22 protein-coding genes are annotated in these 20180 nt (G+C 43.1%); 3 read left to right on the top strand and 19 right to left on the bottom strand.

Translation table 11 applies throughout. The features are described from left to right. Positions 1 to 14: 14 nt before the first annotated feature. The 6 genes from AB9H30_RS16630 to AB9H30_RS16605 form a co-directional block, all read right to left on the bottom strand. Positions 15 to 905, bottom strand: a complete 891-nt coding sequence (locus tag AB9H30_RS16630; protein WP_371195849.1) for an ROK family protein — start codon at positions 903 to 905, stop codon at positions 15 to 17. Between the two features lie 4 nt (positions 906 to 909). After that, positions 910 to 2136 carry a sugar MFS transporter gene (locus AB9H30_RS16625; protein WP_371195897.1) on the bottom strand — a complete coding sequence of 409 codons (1227 nt, stop codon included), beginning with the start codon at positions 2134 to 2136 and terminating at the stop codon, positions 910 to 912. A 115-nt stretch (positions 2137 to 2251) separates the two neighbouring features. Further along, on the bottom strand, positions 2252 to 4759 hold the full coding sequence (locus tag AB9H30_RS16620; protein ID WP_371195848.1) for a TonB-dependent receptor: 2508 nt from the start codon (positions 4757 to 4759) through the stop codon (positions 2252 to 2254). A gap of 622 nt (positions 4760 to 5381) precedes the next feature. After that, the gene (locus AB9H30_RS16615; protein WP_371195847.1) at positions 5382 to 6137 is read right to left on the bottom strand and encodes a FlgO family outer membrane protein; all 756 of its coding nucleotides are present in this window, start codon (positions 6135 to 6137) and stop codon (positions 5382 to 5384) included. Position 6138: 1 nt separating this feature from the next. Next, on the bottom strand, positions 6139 to 6891 hold the full coding sequence (locus tag AB9H30_RS16610; RefSeq protein WP_371195846.1) for a FlgO family outer membrane protein: 753 nt from the start codon (positions 6889 to 6891) through the stop codon (positions 6139 to 6141). Between the two features lie 3 nt (positions 6892 to 6894). Beyond that, positions 6895 to 7560 (bottom strand): FlgO family outer membrane protein, encoded by a 666-nt coding sequence (locus AB9H30_RS16605; RefSeq protein WP_371195845.1) that lies wholly within the window; start codon positions 7558 to 7560, stop codon positions 6895 to 6897. 536 nt (positions 7561 to 8096) lie between these two features. Here AB9H30_RS16605 and AB9H30_RS16600 point away from each other — a divergent pair. Next, entirely contained in the window at positions 8097 to 8864 is a 768-nt protein-coding gene (locus tag AB9H30_RS16600) for a hypothetical protein (protein ID WP_371195844.1), read from the top strand. 92 nt (positions 8865 to 8956) lie between these two features. Here AB9H30_RS16600 and AB9H30_RS16595 read toward each other — a convergent pair whose 3' ends face one another. Genes AB9H30_RS16595 through AB9H30_RS16585 form a run of 3 tightly spaced genes read right to left on the bottom strand, consistent with a single transcriptional unit; the run spans position 8957 to position 11158 of the window. Beyond that, on the bottom strand, positions 8957 to 9277 hold the full coding sequence (locus AB9H30_RS16595; RefSeq protein WP_371195843.1) for a YfcL family protein: 321 nt from the start codon (positions 9275 to 9277) through the stop codon (positions 8957 to 8959). Next, the gene (locus AB9H30_RS16590; RefSeq protein ID WP_371195842.1) at positions 9270 to 10436 is read right to left on the bottom strand and encodes an ATP-NAD kinase family protein; all 1167 of its coding nucleotides are present in this window, start codon (positions 10434 to 10436) and stop codon (positions 9270 to 9272) included. Before AB9H30_RS16590 ends, AB9H30_RS16595 begins: the two co-directional genes overlap by 8 nt. Further along, positions 10433 to 11158 carry an elongation factor P hydroxylase gene (locus AB9H30_RS16585; protein ID WP_371195841.1) on the bottom strand — a complete coding sequence of 242 codons (726 nt, stop codon included), beginning with the start codon at positions 11156 to 11158 and terminating at the stop codon, positions 10433 to 10435. The genes AB9H30_RS16590 and AB9H30_RS16585 overlap by 4 nt, the downstream gene beginning before the upstream one ends. A 196-nt stretch (positions 11159 to 11354) precedes the next feature. Between AB9H30_RS16585 and AB9H30_RS16580 the strand changes: the two genes are divergently transcribed. Both AB9H30_RS16580 and AB9H30_RS16575 read left to right on the top strand, forming a co-directional pair. Next, positions 11355 to 11837 (top strand): acyl-CoA thioesterase, encoded by a 483-nt coding sequence (locus AB9H30_RS16580; protein ID WP_371195840.1) that lies wholly within the window; start codon positions 11355 to 11357, stop codon positions 11835 to 11837. Position 11838: 1 nt separating this feature from the next. Beyond that, complete coding sequence (locus AB9H30_RS16575) at positions 11839 to 12993, top strand: TIGR02281 family clan AA aspartic protease (protein ID WP_371195839.1); 1155 nt, start codon at positions 11839 to 11841, stop codon at positions 12991 to 12993. A 137-nt stretch (positions 12994 to 13130) separates the two neighbouring features. On the opposite strand, the gene AB9H30_RS16570 is transcribed toward AB9H30_RS16575, so the two are convergent. The 10 genes from AB9H30_RS16570 to AB9H30_RS16525 form a co-directional block, all read right to left on the bottom strand. Beyond that, a complete protein-coding gene (locus AB9H30_RS16570; protein WP_371195838.1) occupies positions 13131 to 15164 on the bottom strand; it encodes an FAD-dependent oxidoreductase in 2034 nt (677 codons plus the stop codon). Between the two features lie 135 nt (positions 15165 to 15299). Next, entirely contained in the window at positions 15300 to 16010 is a 711-nt protein-coding gene (fadR, locus tag AB9H30_RS16565; RefSeq protein ID WP_371195837.1) for a fatty acid metabolism transcriptional regulator FadR, read from the bottom strand. Between the two features lie 458 nt (positions 16011 to 16468). After that, positions 16469 to 16735, bottom strand: coding sequence for a type II toxin-antitoxin system BrnA family antitoxin (gene brnA, locus AB9H30_RS16560; protein ID WP_371195836.1), 267 nt, complete (start codon positions 16733 to 16735; stop codon positions 16469 to 16471). Beyond that, positions 16725 to 16988 carry a BrnT family toxin gene (locus AB9H30_RS16555; RefSeq protein WP_371195835.1) on the bottom strand — a complete coding sequence of 88 codons (264 nt, stop codon included), beginning with the start codon at positions 16986 to 16988 and terminating at the stop codon, positions 16725 to 16727. Before AB9H30_RS16555 ends, brnA begins: the two co-directional genes overlap by 11 nt. A 114-nt stretch (positions 16989 to 17102) precedes the next feature. Next, positions 17103 to 17555, bottom strand: a complete 453-nt coding sequence (locus AB9H30_RS16550) for a hypothetical protein (RefSeq protein WP_371195834.1) — start codon at positions 17553 to 17555, stop codon at positions 17103 to 17105. 216 nt (positions 17556 to 17771) lie between these two features. Continuing rightward, on the bottom strand, positions 17772 to 18362 hold the full coding sequence (locus tag AB9H30_RS16545; protein WP_371195833.1) for a transposase: 591 nt from the start codon (positions 18360 to 18362) through the stop codon (positions 17772 to 17774). After that, complete coding sequence (locus tag AB9H30_RS16540) at positions 18343 to 18591, bottom strand: hypothetical protein (protein WP_371195832.1); 249 nt, start codon at positions 18589 to 18591, stop codon at positions 18343 to 18345. Before AB9H30_RS16540 ends, AB9H30_RS16545 begins: the two co-directional genes overlap by 20 nt. Continuing rightward, positions 18563 to 18859: a hypothetical protein gene (locus AB9H30_RS16535; RefSeq protein WP_371195831.1), complete on the bottom strand. Its 297-nt coding sequence runs from the start codon at positions 18857 to 18859 to the stop codon at positions 18563 to 18565. Before AB9H30_RS16535 ends, AB9H30_RS16540 begins: the two co-directional genes overlap by 29 nt. Before the next feature lie 43 nt (positions 18860 to 18902). Beyond that, entirely contained in the window at positions 18903 to 19334 is a 432-nt protein-coding gene (locus AB9H30_RS16530) for a transposase (protein ID WP_371195830.1), read from the bottom strand. Positions 19335 to 19567: 233 nt separating this feature from the next. Continuing rightward, positions 19568 to 20140, bottom strand: coding sequence for a hypothetical protein (locus AB9H30_RS16525; RefSeq protein WP_371195829.1), 573 nt, complete (start codon positions 20138 to 20140; stop codon positions 19568 to 19570). Positions 20141 to 20180: the final 40 nt, after the last annotated feature.

The following is a 20180-nucleotide window of genomic DNA, read 5'->3' as shown; positions in this document are numbered from 1 at the left end:
TTTTTATGTTGATTTTATATATTAATAGCTTGAGTCTGGGCGAGTGCAAAAGCACCAAGTAAACCGCTATTTTGTCCTAAACCTGTCGGTGAAATAACATCTTTCAAAGACAAGTTATTGGGAAAGGTCAGATATTGATTAATACTCTGTTCGGCTTTGACTATCACATTTTCTAACAAACTATGATTTGCCATAACCCCACCGCCAAAGATAATTTTCTTGGGAGAGAAACTAAGCAGTAGATTGTGGCAAAGTTGTGAAAGGATTGTGGCCTCAACTTCCCAAGCCTGATGATTTTCATCCAGTGTTTCAGCCGATTTTTGCCAGATTTTACTCATTGCAGCTCCCGACGCTAAGCCCTCAGCACAATTTTCATGAAATGGGCAGGTTCCCTTGATTGACGGATAGCCGGGCAAAATCATATGACCAATTTCTGGATGAATCAGCCCATGTAAGGGTCTCTCATTGATAATCACCCCACCACCAATACCGGTGCCTACTGTCACATAAATAACTACATCATGACCTTTACCCGCTCCCCACAATGATTCAGCTAACGCCGCGCCATTCACATCAGTGTCAAAAGCAACTGGGCAATCTAATTGTTTAGCAAGTGGCACAGCAATTGATGTATTGGACCAAAATGGTTTGGGTGTTTTAGTAATATATCCAAATGTAGGCGATGTCCGGTCCATATCAATTGGCCCAAAACTCGCAATACCCAAGCCTGCGTATTTTTGCTTCGCAGGTATTTCTTCTTTAAAAAAGTTAAGCACTTGCGCCATCGTTTCATCCGGATAACTTGTTGGAATTCTGCGTTGCGCTACTACATTTTTATCTTGATCCATCACAGCACAATTGAATTTTGTCCCGCCGGCCTCAAGCACTGCAAAGTACTTTTTCACAACTCTACCCGTTTACATTTAAATTTGTATACTCTGTCCGCTCAATTTCTTTGAGCCGCTGCTCTGTGGGCTTTTTCATGGCGTTATAAACCAATCCCATAAATAAAAGCACAGAAAAGACGGTCGCAACAAAGAATCCATATTTAGCATCCCCACCGTTAGCATCGGTCACAATTCCCATGATCAACGGACCGGCTGCTGCGCCTGCAGCTGTAAAAAACAATATTACCCCCGCAACAGAGCCATGCTGACTTTTCGGAAAACAACTAATCCCCTTAGAATTAAATGTAGGGTAAATTACCGACATGAAGATACCGCTTAATGGAAACAGATAAACGGCTATAGACTTACCGCCAACAAGCCCACCAATAAAACACACCATAATGGCGAAACTGAACCAAACTAATACCTTGGTCCATTCGAAACGCTGCATCATCCAAATGCCGATAAAACGGCCTATTGCACGCAACGAGAAGAAGACAGAAACGGCATACATCGCTAGTAATTGATTTGTTTCATTTGAGTAACAAGAAAAAACCTCTTCTACAGAGTTCGCATCGCAGACTAAGTAAGTTGGCATCCAGACATAAATGGCGCTTTCTGCTGCAACGTATAAAAAAGCGCCTATGGAGAAGCCCATTGCATAAGGGTCTTTTAGCAACTTTAAACTCTGACTTAGGTTCACTGGCTTTGCATCTGCCTTTTTGATTGTCTTCGGATAGTTAACCATTAATGCCATAACGATTAGCACAGTGCACAAACCACCGGCAATAACATACAACCAAATCCAATCAACGCCTTGTCGAATCAAATAAGCCACCAGCAAAGGACCAATAATTGCGCCAACTCCAAAGAATGCCTCAGCTCCATTCATAGTGCCAGTGTGTTCTTTTGTCGAGCAAGAAATGTCACCAATCAACGCGAGTGCTGCCGTTTTAAATATGCCAACCGCCAGACCCGATAGGGTGATAAGTCCTAAAATAAAATTGAAGCCACCACCCAGTAAAAATAAGTAACAAGAGGCTGCAAATAAACCTAGGCCTAAAATCAAGGTTGGTTTACGTCCAAATCTGTCAGCTAGAAAACCAAGAAACAAACCTGAAAAAGCAATACCAACCATAAATAGAGAGTGCAAAAGACTTGCTTGTGTATTGTTGACACCATACTCAATTTTCACTTCTTTAATGATTTCACCAACAGAATCAGATGTCATCGCGAACATCATGAACATTAAGTAAGTTAGCCATCTGATCAACATTAAATTTTTTTGCGACTTTTCAAGGGATGACATAGATGTTCCTTATTCTTGATTTTATGGCAGAGGCTTTCACCTCTGCCAGACGCTTCTAGTCAAAAAGATACTTTAACTGTATTGAGCTAGTCCGACCGTTCAATGGTCTCGCTCTTATAATATCTCCAACACTTGCATTAGCTTCTTCTGATTCGGTAATAACGAATTCATCCGTCGCGTTATTCACGTTCAAAGAAATTGAAAACTGCTCTGATACGTAATATGTAGCAAATAAGTTAACTAGCATATACGCGTCTTGCTTCAGCTCATTTGAGTCTTGCACATAATAGTCAGTGGAACCTTGCAACGCGGCACCTATCGTAAACTTGTCAGCTTCATATTGAGGCATTAAAGTGTAGATGAAATCAGCTTGACGGCGAGGGGTTTTACCTATTAGAGCGGGGTTGAATTGGTCATCACTTATCTCAGCATCAGTCCATGTAAGATTACCAGACATTGAGAAACCATTACCTAAATTGTAACGACCTTCAACTTCTAAACCCATCGCTTCATATTCGCGGACAAAAGTTAAACCACTGGTAAGCTCGGCTTGAGTATCTTGGGTAACGGTACTAAAGAACGTTCCGTTTAGTCTAAAGTCACTAGTACCATATTTGACACCTACTTCTAGCTGTTCGGTTTCGTCAAACCCCGAGGTAGTGCTAGTCAAACTGCCGTCGCCGTTTAGGGTACCCGCAATTTGTAAAAGGCGATCGGCAATTGCTCGGCCACCTTCACTGTAGCGGCCAAAGAAAGTCATATCATCAGAATATAAATATGAGCCACCCAGTGAAAACGAAGTGTTACTCGCTTCATAGTCGATAATTTGGCTTGCCGCTCCGGCGCGATTTAGATTGATAACGCCGCCACCAAAGCCAAAACCATTTGAAGCCGAAGCATCTTCACTGTTACCCGAAATTACGCCATCGCCGTTCAGATCAAAGTCGGTGTTCCCGCCACAACAAGAGTTGATAAGCTCACCATTTCCCGTAACGGTGTCGTGACGTGCACTCACATCGAATAGCCAATCATCTCCTACCTCAAAGCCAATATTGATATAGGGTGCTTGAGTCGTGTAGTTTAAATCCCATTCCCAAGATAAAAAGCTTGGCGCCCACAAACCATTATTTACAAGCGATTGTCCATCAGCATCCACAATATTCAAGTATTGTGAATTTGTGCCATCTACAGTTTGGATAAATGTATTCCAACTGTTCCAACTTGCCGCAACATCTTGTTTTGAATAATAGTAACCTGCCGTTACAGACACGCCGTTGTCGAATTCTTTGGTAACATTTAGATCGTTTATCATATTGCCTAAATCATTCAAAGATGTATCAAACAACAGATTTAAAAACGCTAAACCGTTATATTCACTTCCTGCCCCAGGACCGTTTGCTAAGGTAACTGAAGTTGATGCACAATTGAACGGATTGCCTTCACCATCTCTGGCTGAGTTACAAATAGTGTTTGCCATACTGCCTGCAGACTGCGGCCCATAATCGCCAAAAGTATCAGTAAAGGGAGAAATAAAGCTACCCGACACATCAGATATTCTAAATTTATTGAGGACGGTAACCCCTGGAGCCACTTCTAAGTCTGCTTCAAATCCAAAAGAAGTTACTTGCGATTCGATGCCATCTGTCAGATCACGATTTCGTGGATTACCGAATGAATCAAACGTAGACACGTTGGTTGTGTACGCAGAATGAAGCGTTTGGCTGCTTGCATCAAAATTATCTACTGCGCCATATTCACCATTTGACTTAACAAGCACGGGTGCTGGTAGATAGGTTGTGACCCTGTCGTCCAAGTTTTTAAAGTAAAAGCGAATATGGCCATTATCTAAAACTTGAGTTACATTAAATTTTACTTGGCCGCCTTGATCTCCATTAAACCCAGTATCACGAGCACCTTCTCCACCGCGGGCAAATCCACCAATATGAAAATACAAATCGTCATTAAACTCTCCACCGTATGCAAAGTCTAATCGAAATTCTTCAAAGTCTAAACCGAACGAAGTACCAATTGCCCCACCCCCAGATTCGCCAGTGTTACTAATCATGTTAATAACACCACCCGGTGAATTACTAGCAAAAGTTGATGCAGAGCCGCCTCGCACAGACTCTACTGCTTCAACGGACCAATCAAACCGTATAAAGTTGTCAGTGTTTCCAAAGTTAATATCACCATATTCCAGCACGGGTAAACCATCTTCATGGATTTGCATGAATTTTGAACCACCCGTCGCAAGCGGAATGCCCCGCACAGTAATATTCGCATTACCGCCTCCGCCTGACGACTCAGCGCGAATGCCAGGAAGCGCCCGGAAAATCTCTGCCGTTGATCGAGGTGTAAGGTTCTCAATCGCGTCTTGGCCCAATGCGCTTACCGAAACTGAAGCTTCTTGTGCCGCTACACCAGCAGGGGATGCAGTCACGACAATTCGTTCGTAATCCTGAACATTCTCAGATTCATCTGCTGTTTCTTGTGCTAAGACGTTGTTGCTAAGTGCGGCCAAAATGGCAAGCGAAAGACTCTTTCTTATAAATGTGTTTTTCATATTGAATGTTTCATCCTGTGTGTGAACCCGCACATACCAAAAGTTTAACTCTTATCGGGCAGTTTATGAATATCGACTTACTTAATCGATTAAGTAAACGTTAACAAATGTGAAACCTTTTGTAAATAAATTTGTTAATCGATTAAGTAACTTTTTTAAACTGAGGATTCTGAGGGTCGATATGTTTTATTAAATCACAAACAATTATTTCGGCAACGCTTCAATATTTAATGTTAGTTTGCCTCAATTGACACTCATCAATAGCCTTGAAGGCATACATAGAATTAGTATTTGAAAACGTCTAACAAAACAAACGATTCGGCTGCTAGCTTTACACATGATAATGTATCAATAGACAATTAATAAAATAACTCAGTTGTCTTAACTAGGGGAGCATATGAATGACATTGAAGGTATTTGATGCCCATAAACATCGTAAAAATTTATCGTGACCGACAATTAAGCTTTGATTTGATGTGCGCGTCAAAAGTTTCCAAAAGTAGCTTATTTGAGCGCGCAGTTTCCGTTAGTAATGCTAACTAACCTGAACTCTGGATAACTATGAAATATAAAGCGAGCACATCATAGAACGACGCAAATAATAAAACACTATGGCAAACATCTACCTTAACACATAGCCCATCGTCGTTGACTGCACAACAAAGTCGGGAATAAGGACCGTTGCACTAGCTACTACTCTATTAGTATTTACCGATATAATTCGTGCATTCACGAATATTCCATTGGCCTTTTCAATCATGGTGCCAGATAGCACATGGTCCATAATATTTTGATTAGATAGCTCCAGTACATCTCTAGAAAACGCTATATCGCCATTAGACGTGACCTGTAAAGCGGGCATTAACTTATGATCGACCACCGGCATGCCCTGCTGCTGCATTTCAGATATTAAAAATTCAGCAAGTTGATTGCCCAATATCGTCGTGTTTTGCAAGGATGCATCTAACTTTACAAAGGAGCTAATACCCACTCGCGCATTTGGACTCAAGCCATGCCGGGTGCGGATTAGATCCATAGATAGCTGCGCGGCATAGTCCTGAATAGACTTGTAGGTAAATCTTGGCCGAAAAGATTCAACTTGATGATATCCAGACTGTGCATAACTTTCTGCGCTACCGGTAGTGACGTCAAGGTATTCCGGTGTTTCGTCTTTATAATCATCAATACCAATTTTATTGTCTTGCTGTCCGTTCATAGCCAACTCTGGTGGCAAAACACCTGCGGCCCTATTTTGTTCGTTTAGCAAATCAGCAATTGTCTGCGGTGGCGTATATCCGGCCATCAACATTTTACCTGCCGCACAGCCTGTCAGCGCAATCGCTGCGAAGGCAACAAGCAACACTCTAAACATCGGCATATTATTCTCCTTGAATGATGCGAACACCGTCGATGACTTCATTTTGACGACTCGACTCACTGGGAATAAGTGCATCCACCACGTAAAAAGGCACGAAGCTTTGTGCACTGGCAACCACAACCTTAGATTCCATACCCAACATGCGCGCATTTACAATAAAACCGCCCTGATGTTTGGTCATAGTACCTGTCAATACATACTGGATAGGCGTGCTGTTATTTAAGTCTAGAAAGTCTCTAGACAGCACATAGTCGCCGGTTTCGGTGACTCTTATAAACTGTGTCGCTTTAAATTCAACTACCGGCATTCTGAATTTATGAAATTCATGTACAAAGGATTCAGCCATTTGCTGGCCGAGCAAATTCGTTTCACGAAGATCGCTATCAATCAATGAAAAATGGGTCACCGCTACTGGGGTACGCTCGGTTACATACTCCATATTTGCGACTAAATCTTGTGCCATGTTGCGAACGTAGTGACCAATATGACGAGTCAATGGCAAACTTTTAAATGCGCCTGGCGTGCTGCCAATCATATTTGGTTTTTCCATTGCACCAAAGGCATCAAGTCCACCTTTTTCTGACTCATACTCTTTTGGTGTAGTGAGGCTTTGAGTCTGCACATCCACAATTTGTGAAGCCCCCTGCTCGTCTTGCTCATCGGGTGCTTCGCCGCCGGTAATGTAGTGCATGCCGGGAATGCTTGCACACCCAGCTAATAAATAGCATCCAAAAATCAAACTTAGTAATTTCATGGACTAGTCTCCAGAGTTAGAATTGTGTTGAGCGGGTTTACTGCTGCGATAAAGCATGCCGTTTCGTAAGGTCACTTGTTCTTGTTGCCAAAATAATTCAGCAGGAAAGAACTTTGTTGCCGCGGCTATTACATCTTTGTTGCGTACATTAATAATACGAGCGTTAACCATCGCGCCGGTTTCTTGCTCGGTGATGGTGCCCGTAATGTAATAGTCGATGGCTTGAACTGAGCGCAAATGTTCTACACTTCTTGACAGCGCGCGCTCAGAGTCTTGCGCCATGATAATGGTGTTAGTTGCCTTATAGTCTTGGGCAATAAAGCCACGGCGAACAATTTCCGTGATCAAGCCTTGCTCAAGCTGATGCCCTAGTAACATCAACGGCCCTTGCTGACTTAAATCTTGACGCATACTGGCTACTGGCACAAAACCCACTACTGCATATCGATACTGACGGTCAGCACCTAGGTTGGCAAAGAGTTCATTGGCTAATTGCGAGGTATACAGCTCTGCATTTCCCAATGCCATTGGCATGAGTTTCTGCGAAGGTGTCTTCTCGTGCTTATCAGTAAGTGCCGAAATATTGCTACATCCACTCAGACTAATAAGCACGAGCATACCAAACAAGCACTGTGAAAATGACGCTGCACTATGTGTTTTATGTTGCATCGGCATTGCCGCCTTTGGTTACATTTGTGATCTATGGAGCTAGCTCTGCAAAATTGATTCCATGTTTTAGCAAATTGACAAATAATTAGACAAACAATACGCAAAGCCAAGCTAGCAAGGGATTTCCTCCTGCCGAAATACATCGCTGAGGGATGAAAAGTAGCAGCACTTCAGGCTAATTGGCTCCTCAATGAGGAGAGCGACATCTTCGTTTGCGGTCAACAGTTGCCGCTTGTTTTTAAACACTTTAAACGCTTGTATTACCGCCACTAAAAACAAATCTATCGCCTGCATTCGATTTATGAACATGAAATTTGAAAGTGGAATACGTCCACTGGACCTGAGCCAAATTAAGCATTCCTAAATAAAGAGTGGCATATTTGCACCGATAGAGTGTCAGCAAACTTTACACATACAAATAAATAAATATGTAAGCAATTGATTAAATTAATAATTTTAAATGGCGCACTTATTGCAATCATTTATTTAGGAAGATACTCGTCATCTAACGACACACACAAAACTTGGGAAACAACATGAAAGCAAGATATATAATCAAAAACGCTCTAGCGAGCCTCCTAGTCATAGCAAGTGCATCGGCAACGTCTGGTGTAATTTCAAATGATTTTTCAGATGCAACTGGCGTAACAACCGTCGGTAGCGCAGCGATAGTTGGTGGCGTTGGCAGACTTACCACAGCCTCTGGTTTTCAAAACGGTTCAATCATTTTTGATGCAACCGACGGCGGCATCCCGATCACAGGTTTCTCAGGTAGCTTTGATTTCAGCCTCACAAATGCCAATGGCGGCGGCGCTGACGGGATATCATTTGGTTTGTTCGATTCTGCTGTTGGCCTGAGTTATGTAGGCAATATTGAAGAAGAAGGTTCTACAACCGGTTTTGCTCTAGGATTTGATACTTGGAACAATGGCGCCTTTGACACCTCAGCGAATGAAATAAGTCTAAGAAACAATGGTGTATTAATACAACGGTTAAGCATAACCGACAGCATGTTCCAATTCGATCAAGGTTCAAGCTATACAGTAGACCTATCATTTGTTGGCGGTCTACTTGATTTATCAGTAACAACTGGCTCAACAACCTTAAATGTCTTTAATCAACTTGCAGTTACCGGTTGGCAGGCATTAGACGGCCAGTTTTATTTTGGTGGTCGTACAGGAGGCGCAAACAACTTACAGGTGATTGATAACGTCTTTTTAGAAACACAAACCGTTTCTACGCCATCTATTGCAATATTGATGATGTTCGGGGCAATGGCTGTTTTTGCTCGTAGATTCAAATAAATTTCTGTCTGTTTATAGATGCTGGCAAAATTGCCAGCATCTAACGTGCAGTAATCCTTTACAACATAGCCCACGCAGTAATATTCAAACAGCTACTCACTACTAAACATTGCTATTAGCATGCTAGTTACCGATGCCGCATCAACAGCGCTCAACTCTTGATTCGCTATCGCCTTTTCAATATCTTTATTCAACAGGCCTTCAAAATATTGTTTGAACGATTCAGTGTCAGTAAGTGGGGTGATTTCACCCGCTGAAATAGCCGTAGATAGCTTGGCCGCGACCACTGAAAAATGTCCGTGAATATAGCTCGAAATAAACAATTGGTATTCATCATCAAGGTCAATGAACTTATCTAAAAATGCTTCTTTTTGTTCTAAATACTGCTCTTGTTCTTCGCTGAAATTAACCATCCTCTCCTCTTACAAAATAGAGTACCTTATCTTTATAACCGGTAATAACAGAAATGGGCCCTGATAAACTTTGGTCAAGCTCTGCATCGCCAGTGTCTGCAATCAGGCCTTTTTGTGCAAGAGCATTCAGTTTATTTTTGGTAGCGACAATGTGGATATTCTGTTTACCAATGCGTCTAATCAGTTCTGGGCTCAACTGCTGATTGCCACGGCCAAAAATATGCCCTTGCCCACCAATCAATGTGATAACAAGCTGCGTGGGCTTATCTTTGCTTAAGCTTAGCAGCTGCTGAGCCGTGACATCTGCTGCTAACACTTGATTGTTTTGCACAACATCGACGCCTAACAAGGTATTGTCTAAGCCGCATGCCTGCATAATGGAGTCGACCGTGCTGCCTGAGCCCATTATGAATAAATGTTCAGGCTCGTCTTCCATTAGTTCGATAATGTGTGCAGCAATATCGTTTAACACCAACTCGTCTGACTCTTTTCCACCCATTTTGACTGCTTGAATATAATTTAGCTCTGCAGGCACCTGCATTTCACCAAAATAACGCGCAATAACCTGACCATTTCTAAATTTTTCTTCGTCGATGTCTTTGACTTCTGCTTCTAGTAAACTCACAAGTTCACCAGCAATAACCTGACGCAAAACCTTGCCTGCGCCACCGGGCGTAATAGCATATACACCAGAGTGAATTTTGCATCCAGCGGGAATACCCAATACAGGGATTGCTGAGCCAATAGCCGAAAATATATTCCGAGCGGTGCCGTCTCCGCCTGCAAACAAAATCAAATCCACTTGCTCATTCGTCAATGCTTTAGCGAGGGCTTCGGTATCGCTGTGCTCCGTTTGCGATTGCGAGGCCTGATATATCACTTGAGTATCGAAACCTAATGCCTTGGCAGTATTCTCACCCATATCGCCGCCTGCTGTGAAGACTGTTACTGACGCTTTTACACTTAAAATTTCACTTAAGGCTTTATGTGTTTTTGCCATCGCCAGTTGCTCAGCGCCGGCGTTTAATGCGGTTTCTCGAATGGCGGCTCCATCGCTGCCTTTTAAAGCTAAAGCCCCGCCAATGCCTGCAAAAGGGTTAACAATTAAACCAAGGCGAAATTTTCGCTGAGGAGAATACTGATGAGCTGGCTCGGTCATTCGCTCACCTGTGTAACTAGTATGCTGCGGCTTGAAAATTCAGCCACACCATAGTGCTCCCTCAGAACCGCGATAAACTGCTGAGCGCGAGGCGGAAAACCTTGCTCGATATACAATAGTAGCTGCTGTTTTACTGCATTTTCAAAGCGAGTGCTATCGACGTTAGTCAGACTTAAATTATCGTTGCTTATCCTAAAGGGCTTATTGCAGGCCAGTGAAAATGCCCATTCAATGGCTTGGGGTTTAACCTCAACACTTTCAAAGGCTAGCTGTTGCTGCTGATCTCTGCCATCAGGTGCATACCAATACCCATAATCGACTTGCAGTCTGCGTGTTGCTCCAGCTATGCACCAGTGTGCTACTTCGTGAAGCGCGCTGGCAAAATAATCTCGGTTAAAAAAGATTTTATTACCCCTCGGTAAAGATGATAATGCTTGCGGAGCAAGCCACTGTAACTTGTTCGAAGCGTTATAGGTGTCTTGTGTGCTAACGCCGTTAGCGTCAACGAAGTATGCTGAGGCTTGAGCACTGTAAGGCAAGTAAATGGGTTCACTGGCATGCGCAATTAGATAGGTTTTTGCATTTTTCGCAATATCGCTTGGCTCTGCAAAGCAAGCATTAAACAAGCTAATTAAGTCGCTTGCACAAAACTCCGACACTTTAGCATCAAGGTGTTGATAAAAAACACTTGGGGTATCTACAGAGTTTTGGTTATATTGCATATACAGACTTATTCACGTTAAGCGATTCGCTTGGCCGTAGGCATTGATAGTTCGCAAAACCCCGTATAAATAAAGTATCACTTTTGTTTGGGCATCAACTTTTAATATACGACTTTCAACGCGCTATTTTACAGGCCAGTAGTATAACTGAAAAGAATGCTAAAAAAGAGGTCAATACTATGAGAACTTGGCAACTATGTTAGAAAACACACTATGCGGTAACGAGCAAAACCATTGGAACGAGTTAGATTGGAAGTATGCCAACCCATTTATTGTGCTATGGCATATTCATCAAGACGATATCGACCATTATAAACATGCCAACAACACTGCTTATGTAAAACAGTTAGAAACCCTTGCTTGGGCTCATTCCAACCACTTAGGCCTGTGCTTTGAGGACTATGAAGCCCTCGATAGGGCCATGGTAATTCAACATCATGATCTGCGCTATCATGTGCCATCTTTAGAAGATGAAACGATTGCATGCGCAACGTGGATCACCAAATGCGATAAACGCCTGCGACTGCAGCGACAATTTCAATTTATTTCTACTAGCTCTGGTAAAACGGTATTCTCTGCCACCACTGACTTTGTATGCATAAAGCTATCAACCGGCGCGGTTAAAGCAATGCCGCAAGCTTTTATCGACGTATACGCCACCCATTGCCTAGAGTCATAGTATGAAATCTGCATTAAGCTGGCTGTTAATATTATCACTCAGTATTAATGCCTATTTGTGGTGGCAACTCACGCACACGCACGAACAACAAGATACGCCTCAAAACGATGCCACATCGCAACCATCGCAAAACCTTAGCACGTCAACACCACTTAGCTTTGCTGATAAGCAATCTGAAAACGTCGTTTCCGAGCGTGCAAGCAATGTAGACAACGGGCGTGTCACCGACGCCCCGCCAGAGGGTGTTACTTTGGCTTTTTTGCGCAGCTTAAAAAAAGCTAAGGCTTTTGAGGCTTTAAGTTTTCATGTACGCACTTATCTCAGAGATAATCCGCAAGATATAGATGCACTGCTGCTTGAAGCTGAGGCCTATTATTATACGCAACCTTTAAACACCGCCTTGGTTAATTATTATGGCTTACGCGATGCCTTTATTTTGCCAGCTCAGCTAGAAGAAATAAACCAATTAATCGACGTTAATACCACACGCATTATTCAGCAGTTTAGTGGCGATGGCAGCTGGGATTTATTGGCCTCGTTTTTAGAGCCACTAGTACAGGTTGACCCTCTCAATCGTCGCTATATCATGGCACTTGCCAAAGCCTATGGCATGCAGGCGCAAACCGTACTGATGGAAAATGTATTAGCCGCGTTGCCCGCTAACGATGCCAGAGCACAACGTCTGCGTGAGAGTATCTACGCTCAAGATGCTGAGCCAGAGCCTCCTACCCTTGCCAGCAACCAATCTAATAATGATGGATTCAATCGATTCAGAAACGGTGAGGTGCGATTAACCGAGCGCAACGGCCAGTATTATACGCAAGTAATGTTAACCAACATTGATGCCGAACTGTTAGTCGATACAGGCGCATCCACTACGGCAGTAAGCAGGCAAGTGTTTGACCTTATTGCAAATGATGACACCGCATACTTAGGCACATTTAACGTTCAAACAGCAGGCGGTATGGTTTCGAGCCCAATTTACAAAGTGTCTGAAATTACCGTTGGCCAAGAGAAGTTAAATAATGTGAGTATCATGGTTCTGCCCACCGAAAACATGCGCAATTTTGATGGCTTGCTGGGCATGAATGTGATCAAGCAGTTTAACGTAGCCTACGACCAATCGATTGGTCGAATGCGAATGTACAAGCGATAAATGACATACAATGTTAAAAAAATGCCCAGCTAAACAACTGGGCATTTTTGTTTGGTAATATAATCACCGCTTCTTATGTGCTACACGTAAGTACCTTTAAGCAACATAAATTTCATGACAGTAAGCGACCTTTGCCTCTATAAACTTGCAGCGAGCTTAGTGCCCTGCTCTATCGCGCGTTTTGCATCTAACTCGGCAGCCACATCTGCACCACCAATTAAATAATGAGCAGGCTTAAGACCCTCAGCTATCTCCTTTAACGGCACTTGACCAGCACAAATAATCACATTGTCGACGGCAAGCAACTGCGGCTCACCGTTGACTCTAATATGCAGCCCGGCATCGTCAATTTTTTCGTACTCCACGCCAGCAATCATGTTAACGCCTTTCATCATCAAGCCTGCACGATGTGCCCAACCGGTAGTTTTACCCAAACCGGAGCCGACTTTAGTAGTTTTGCGCTGCAGCAAGAATATCTCTCTGGGGGATGGTTCAGGATCAGCTCGCATGCCCTCAACGCCGCCGCGTGCTTTGAACTCCATATCAATACCCCATTCTTTCATAAAAGCAGGGATATTGGTTGAGGTAGATACTTTGCCATGCGACAAGAATTCAGAAACATCAAAACCAATACCGCCAGCACCTATGATTGCAACACGTTTGCCCACTGGCTTTTTATGTTTGATCACATCGATATAATTAAGCACCATCGGATGCTCAATACCTTCAATTGCCGGCAGACGCGGTGAAATACCGGTGGCAATAATGACTTCGTCAAAACCCATTTCGTTCAAGCTTGTTGCATCGACGCGCGTATTTAAACGAACATCTACCCCATGCAATTCGAGCTGCACTTTGAAGTAGCGGATTGTTTCGTAGAACTCTTCTTTACCCGGAATTTGCTTGGCTATATTAAACTGTCCACCCAGCTCGCTGTCGGCGTCAAATAAAGTCACTTTATGACCACGAGAAGCTGCAGTGTATGCTGCCGCTAAACCAGCAGGCCCGCCGCCAACCACCGCAATATTCTTAATCGTAGTGGCCGGCGAAATGGTTAATAGCGTTTCATGGCACGCACGGGGATTGACCAAACAGCTTGTCATTTTGCCTTCAAAAGCATGATCCAAACAGGCTTGGTTGCAGCCTATGCAGGTATTGATGTGACTGGCTTGGTTGTTTTGTGCCTTTTTTACAAAATCAGCATCTGCTAAAAATGGGCGCGCCATTGATACCATGTCAGCATCGCCTCTCGCAAGAACTTCTTCCGCCACTTCTGGGGTATTAATCCGGTTAGAGGTGATCACTGGAATATTCAGCGCTTTTCTAAACTTTGCGGTTACCCATGTAAATGCGGCTCTAGGTACTTTGGTAGCAATCGTTGGTATACGCGCTTCGTGCCAGCCAATACCGGTATTGATGATCGTTGCCCCGGCTTTTTCGACGTTTAAGCCAAGTTCTACAACTTCTTCGTATGTGCTGCCGCCTTCCACGAGGTCGAGCATCGACAGTCTGTATATGATAATGAACTTCTCACCTACAGCTTCACGAACCCGGCGCACTACCTCTACCGGAAGTTTAATACGATTCGCGTATTCACCGCCCCATTCATCTTTACGCTGATTAGTACGTTGAGCAATAAACTGGTTTAAAAAATACCCCTCTGAGCCCATAATTTCAACACCGTCGTAACCGGCTCTTTGCGCTTGCAAAGAGGTATATACGAAGTCATCTATCTGCTTTTCAATTTCTTCGGTGGTGAGTTCTTTGGGCACAAACGGATTGATAGGCGCCTGAATAGGTGAAGGCGCGACTAAGTTTTTGTTATAAGCATAACGGCCAGTGTGCAAGATTTGCATGCATATTTTGCTGCCTTCGGCATGCACCGCATCGGTAACTTGCTTATGATTTTTAACCGCTTCGTCTGAATTTAGTCTGCAGGTAACCGCATGGGTTGCGCCTTCATCGTTGGGGCCTATGCCGCCGGTCACGATTAATGCCACACCACCCCTTGCACGCTCGGCAAAAAAGGCCGCCATACGTTCATGCCCATTTGGCTCTTCTTCTAAACCGGTATGCATAGAACCCATGATAATGCGATTATTTAGTGTGGTAAAACCTAAGTCTAGCGGACGGAAAATATGAGGATATGGCGAACTTACTGCTACATTCATGAATGGACCTTTTCTGCTTTGAGGATAACGTACCGTTGGATGTTAATACTACATTGCGTGTGTTTTAGCTTAATTTGCTTTGCTATTGGCGGCTAAAACAAGAGATGACAGCCATTTAGGCCGCCATCCTATATACTAATCGACAAGATTATTGGGCATATCTTTGCGGTATTCACTCCACAACTTACCACTTTCAACACCGTAGCGACGTACCACGGTGACCACCTTATCCGACTCGTTTTCATCTAACACGTGCAATAACTGCTGATAATACTTAATGGCTACATCACGCGCTGCCTGCTCTGAAAAGAACAAACCACCTAAGCGTGCGTAAATGTTTTTAAATCCGTTCATCATCAGTACATAAACGGGATTATTTGAGGCAAAGGCTAAATCGTGATGCATTTGATAGTCGTTCTGCGCAAAGGCAACGCCTTCTTGAGACACCGTTTTATAACGCTCAATGATTTCTCTACTTTGCTCAGGACTTTGTTTAAAAGCAGCTCTAATGAATACTGCACTTAGGTTAGTACGTGCTGATAGCAAGTTGTCGAGAAGTGCTGGTTGCCCTTCTTGGTCTAAGCGAGCGAGGGTTTCGAGGATATTGAGACCGCAGGTTTCCCAGTAGTTGTTTACTTTGGTCGGTTTGCCATGCTGAATGGTTAACCAACCATCGCGAGCCAAACGCTGCAGCACTTCACGCAAGGTGGTGCGCGTAACGCCTATTAATTCAGAAAGTTCACGTTCGGCTGGCAATATAGTACCAGGGGGAAAACGACCACTCCAAATAGACTCAACGATATACTCTTCGGCGAATCCGGCAGGACTTTGAGACTTATAAATCATGCTCACTCTGCAATCTGTTAACGAAAATTTAACTGATTGTACCAGATGCTTCACACAAGAAAAGTTTTAAATTTATTAGTTTTATTGGTCATACACGCCGAAGGTAAGATTGTTGCATACCGTGAGATTTATGGTCGATATAAAGTAGCAAAAATAGCTTCTAATCAAACAAACTATATTCGCATATATCAAATTAGAATCAGCCGTATCCCTAGACAACTATTTGTAAATACCTAGCGTCGGCTGAGTGCCTAAGCGGACATAGGAACGGCAATCCTTAAACTGGCGCTTTGGGCATGATGCTGCCGTTGCGGTTTTCTTGTATTTGGAATTGTTTGAGTGAAAATATGATGTTCGTTTTAAAAATACTTGGGGTTAATTCACGGTTATTTTAAATTGATAATATAAATACTTTTCTCGATAGCTGACGTTCATTATCACTTTGCATAAGCGGCCATTTACCGCTCTTGTAAATAGTCCGTCTTTATGTTTTTGTTAGCTTCCCCAGCCTCTAGTCTCTCGGCTAACCAGACCTTTATGATTGATTGGCGAGTAACACCAATTCTTGAAGCCTCCCTGTCCAGAGATTTAACCATCCAACTGGGAAAATCTACATTTACACGTTTAAGCTGTTGATTGGGTCGACGCAAAGTAGATAAATCTAAGTCATCTATAATATCGTCTTTATTGTCGTCAAACTTCTTATCGAATTCACTAGCTTTCATAAAGTGCCACCTCTGCCTTTCTTGAGCGTCGTACGGAAATAATGCGTATCAAATCATTACGATACGTTATCACTGCGGTCCAAAATTTATCATCAATAAGACCAACAACGATATATCTCGGTTCCTCAACAAATTGCACCTTCACTTCAATGTGATAATCGTCCATCCATAGCTTTTGAGCATTCTCAAAATCGATACCATGCTTTGATAAGTTGGATATACTTTTTTGTTCGTCATATTCAAAACCTTTCATAAGTATAGAAATTATACCTATTTAGACAAAACAGCAAGATAAATTTGATGGGAAACTAACACTTTGGATAAGCGTGTTTGGCAGTGCTCTTCTACAATATCCGTCTTCAATTTGTTATGTTTCACGCTGATACAACCTCTTAAGTCTGTGCAAAGTTATAATGTAGAACGCGATTAAGACAGGCTCAAAAGGGAAGTAGTTTGTCGGGTAATAGGTTAGTTTACCTAAAAGCGTAATGCCCATTGTAAAATAAGCAATATATAGGCACTGAAGTACTGCATTTGGTTTGCCGCTGAGCAATCGATATCCCGCTATTGTGTTTGCGAGTAAAACTGCGATTAACCCGATTGGTAGGGGGTGGAGCGCTGAGCCTTTGTAAAAAAAGCCAAATAGTCCAATGCTAATAGCCTCGTTTGTATTGTTACTAATCAATGCTAGCGCCAGAGCAAGGGTAGCGAATGCAGAAAATACAATTAATGGCCATCCTATACACTTTACCCAAACGGGGATTTGTGATTTCTTAAAATCTTGGGTTTGCCGAGTCTGAATATTATTAGATATTTCCATTTCTTCTCCTTGAAACATAACGAGACTGTAGATTAACCCCATTTCCGATTATTTTTATCATTGATTAAACAATATACGAGTTCATTTACCTGTTCAATCGATTGCTTGAGTTTATCGTGGATATAAAAATGGAAGTGTTTGTGCTGTTAATAATGGGCTCTATGAGAGATTAATGAGTTTAGGTGCTTGTTAGTGACCGTTGGCAACTGCTACTAGCTAATGCATCGCCTCTCGCAGTTTTTCTATGTTGTGCACCAGACAATACATTTGCCATTGCGCATTCACTTTAGTCTGGCCGCGTAAAGTGAGTCTATTCATGCCCTTGTTTGTCGTGATGTTGCCAAATACTGGCTCTATGCAGCCTAGTCGTTTCCCATATTGTCGTCGACCTACTGGGCTGTCTATTTTTATCTTCATTTTGTCACCGTAATTGAGCTTCTTTCGGGACTCATCGTTAATGAACTGCACTTGGCGGCCTCTATCGGTAGGCGGTTTACGCATACACTGCGCTTGCAGCGGACAGGCTTGGCAATCTCTTAAGTACCCAGTGAAACGCGTGTAATGTTTGTGGTTGCTCTTTAAATGAGTGCCACTGCGCCACATTTCGTTTCCCGCCGGGCAGTAGCACGTTTGGGTGTCCTTATCGTAATGGAAATCCAGTGAGGTAAACCTCCTCGGTTTACCCTCGCTACGCTTCAGGCGTCGTTTCTCTTTTTCGGTATGATAGGTTTCGCTGTCTTTGGATAGGGGGTTTCGTTTTCTAAACTGATTGTCAGCAATGTAAGAATCAAAGCCGCTGGTGGACATTAAACGCCAAGTTTTCGTCACTGTTAAAGCCACTGTCAGCGGTAAATGCAGTGGGCTTTGTTCGCGTCGTGTTATTGGGTTTTACGGTATCTAGTTTTGCGAGTTGCTGCTGTAGTTGTTCAACCGCCGGTTGCAGGGTTTGTTGCTCGCCAACTGCACCCCATGTCTGTGCTTGCAATATTATCTGGTGCTTGTCGTCATTAATGGCTACACTTCGTGCGCGCCACATTGTAGCCTTGAATAGTGCCTTTTGATGTAGTCATCTTGGCACTATCCGGATCGGTAATATTGCTTTTTACTTCCCTACCTTTACTGCCAGTCTTCTTTTCGTGGGTGGCTAGGAACGCTGTTATTTTGTGGGCGCTTGTATCTAACTTTTCTTTTTGCTTTTCGTCATGCGCCATCACATCTTCACTTAACCCATCTTGAGATTGGTGGCGCGCTATAATGCGTTTACTCGCACGCTCCAATGTAAGCTTTTTTACGCTCAAGCTCATCAAACTTGCCGCTCCATTCTTTACTGGCATTAGATTTGAGTTTTCAGCCATCAATCGCAAACATGTGCCGGCCAATCAGCTCTTCTTCATCACAAATCATCAGCACTTGGGTAAACAGCGGTTCAATCTGCTCGTGCATTTTAGCCACAAACCCCGCTATGGATGTGTAGTGCGGCCGCACATCGCCCGACACACTCATAAACATAATATTCGTTTCGCATGCCCGCGCTATGCGCCGACTGCTAATCAAGCCATGGGCATAACCCAGTAAGATGATTTTTAACATGACTGCTGGCGAATATGCGGCTGTGCCTGTTTTGTCATTGTTATACCACGCGTCAAACCCTGACAAATCGAGTTTATTTTCGATGATATAGCAAAGTGCGTATTCAAATGTTCCAGGCAGAATTTGTTCAGAAAAGTTCACGGGAATGAATGCGTTTTGGCAGGATAAATCGGGTTTGTAGTTTGCCATAAGGCTTTACCCTGGGTCGATGATATCTATTAGATCATACCCGATCCGCGGGTTCAAGCGTTAAAACGTAGGAACCTTAATAATTCACAATCATTCTGAAATTGAGAAATTCTACAGCCTCAACGCTCAGTTAAGCCGCCGGAACGGAGTTGATTGTTTTGTGTGAGAGTAGCGGAACAGCACAAAACGAGCAACGTAGTGGAGGTCGGCTTGAGCTCTTTGTTACATGGATTTTACGGGTTATTGGCACGATCAACTCCTGACTCGAATTCCAGCAGTGCACTACTGAATGTCCATATTTCTTTGCCGCTTCCATCCAACGCTCCAGACCTTGGAACTTTAAACGACTGCTTTCTTACCCACCTACCAAGTCGTCCCCACCACTTCTTTGCAATTTCTGGAGCCGGATTCCCAATTACCGCGTAATGATTTCCAATCCATTCAAAGGAAGACATACCTACCTTACCCTCTTCTTTAAGACGGACATTAAGCCAAAAAATTGCGGGATGCCCGGCGCCAAAGTATGGCTGATTTGGATTTGCTCCTGAACGCTTCTCTTGCCAGCCTTCAAATGGGTTTGATATTTTTCCATCCGGCTTACTTTGGCTTTCAGCCAAAAAAGGAAGAGGCCCCGCTTCAGAATGGAAAAGGCAGTAACGGCCTGATTCAGATATTTCAAATTCATTAATTGCCTGCCAACGCCCTTTACCAACAGACTTAATAAGTGAAATATGTTCCTCTGAGCAAAGAAAGTCAGACAAGCTTTTTAAGTCTTTTTCTACCAAATACATTGGCAACCAAGCCATGACTTACTCCATGTAACGAGGCTGTAGAAAAAACAAAACG

It is taken from the genome of Glaciecola sp. SC05 (assembly GCF_041380235.1).
Lineage (GTDB): Bacteria > Pseudomonadota > Gammaproteobacteria > Enterobacterales > Alteromonadaceae > Glaciecola.
This window is presented reverse-complemented; position numbering and strand designations above follow the sequence as displayed.

Coding starts and splice junctions, on each gene's coding strand:
- AB9H30_RS16585 (WP_371195841.1), bottom strand. CDS start 11,158: ATGCAATATAACCAAAACTCTGTAGATACCCCAAGTGTTTTTTATCAA.
- AB9H30_RS16530 (WP_371195830.1), bottom strand. CDS start 19,334: ATGGCAAACTACAAACCCGATTTATCCTGCCAAAACGCATTCATTCCC.
- AB9H30_RS16540 (WP_371195832.1), bottom strand. CDS start 18,591: ATGTGGCGCGCACGAAGTGTAGCCATTAATGACGACAAGCACCAGATA.
- AB9H30_RS16525 (WP_371195829.1), bottom strand. CDS start 20,140: ATGGCTTGGTTGCCAATGTATTTGGTAGAAAAAGACTTAAAAAGCTTG.
- AB9H30_RS16600 (WP_371195844.1), top strand. CDS start 8,097: ATGAAAGCAAGATATATAATCAAAAACGCTCTAGCGAGCCTCCTAGTC.
- AB9H30_RS16535 (WP_371195831.1), bottom strand. CDS start 18,859: ATGAGCTTGAGCGTAAAAAAGCTTACATTGGAGCGTGCGAGTAAACGC.
- brnA (WP_371195836.1), bottom strand. CDS start 16,735: ATGAAAGCTAGTGAATTCGATAAGAAGTTTGACGACAATAAAGACGAT.
- AB9H30_RS16595 (WP_371195843.1), bottom strand. CDS start 9,277: ATGGTTAATTTCAGCGAAGAACAAGAGCAGTATTTAGAACAAAAAGAA.
- AB9H30_RS16625 (WP_371195897.1), bottom strand. CDS start 2,136: ATGTTCATGATGTTCGCGATGACATCTGATTCTGTTGGTGAAATCATT.
- AB9H30_RS16550 (WP_371195834.1), bottom strand. CDS start 17,555: ATGGAAATATCTAATAATATTCAGACTCGGCAAACCCAAGATTTTAAG.
- AB9H30_RS16620 (WP_371195848.1), bottom strand. CDS start 4,759: ATGAAAAACACATTTATAAGAAAGAGTCTTTCGCTTGCCATTTTGGCC.
- AB9H30_RS16610 (WP_371195846.1), bottom strand. CDS start 6,891: ATGAAATTACTAAGTTTGATTTTTGGATGCTATTTATTAGCTGGGTGT.
- AB9H30_RS16545 (WP_371195833.1), bottom strand. CDS start 18,362: ATGTCCACCAGCGGCTTTGATTCTTACATTGCTGACAATCAGTTTAGA.
- fadR (WP_371195837.1), bottom strand. CDS start 16,010: ATGATTTATAAGTCTCAAAGTCCTGCCGGATTCGCCGAAGAGTATATC.
- AB9H30_RS16580 (WP_371195840.1), top strand. CDS start 11,355: ATGTTAGAAAACACACTATGCGGTAACGAGCAAAACCATTGGAACGAG.
- AB9H30_RS16605 (WP_371195845.1), bottom strand. CDS start 7,560: ATGCAACATAAAACACATAGTGCAGCGTCATTTTCACAGTGCTTGTTT.
- AB9H30_RS16575 (WP_371195839.1), top strand. CDS start 11,839: ATGAAATCTGCATTAAGCTGGCTGTTAATATTATCACTCAGTATTAAT.
- AB9H30_RS16590 (WP_371195842.1), bottom strand. CDS start 10,436: ATGACCGAGCCAGCTCATCAGTATTCTCCTCAGCGAAAATTTCGCCTT.
- AB9H30_RS16615 (WP_371195847.1), bottom strand. CDS start 6,137: ATGCCGATGTTTAGAGTGTTGCTTGTTGCCTTCGCAGCGATTGCGCTG.
- AB9H30_RS16570 (WP_371195838.1), bottom strand. CDS start 15,164: ATGAATGTAGCAGTAAGTTCGCCATATCCTCATATTTTCCGTCCGCTA.
- AB9H30_RS16555 (WP_371195835.1), bottom strand. CDS start 16,988: ATGAAAGGTTTTGAATATGACGAACAAAAAAGTATATCCAACTTATCA.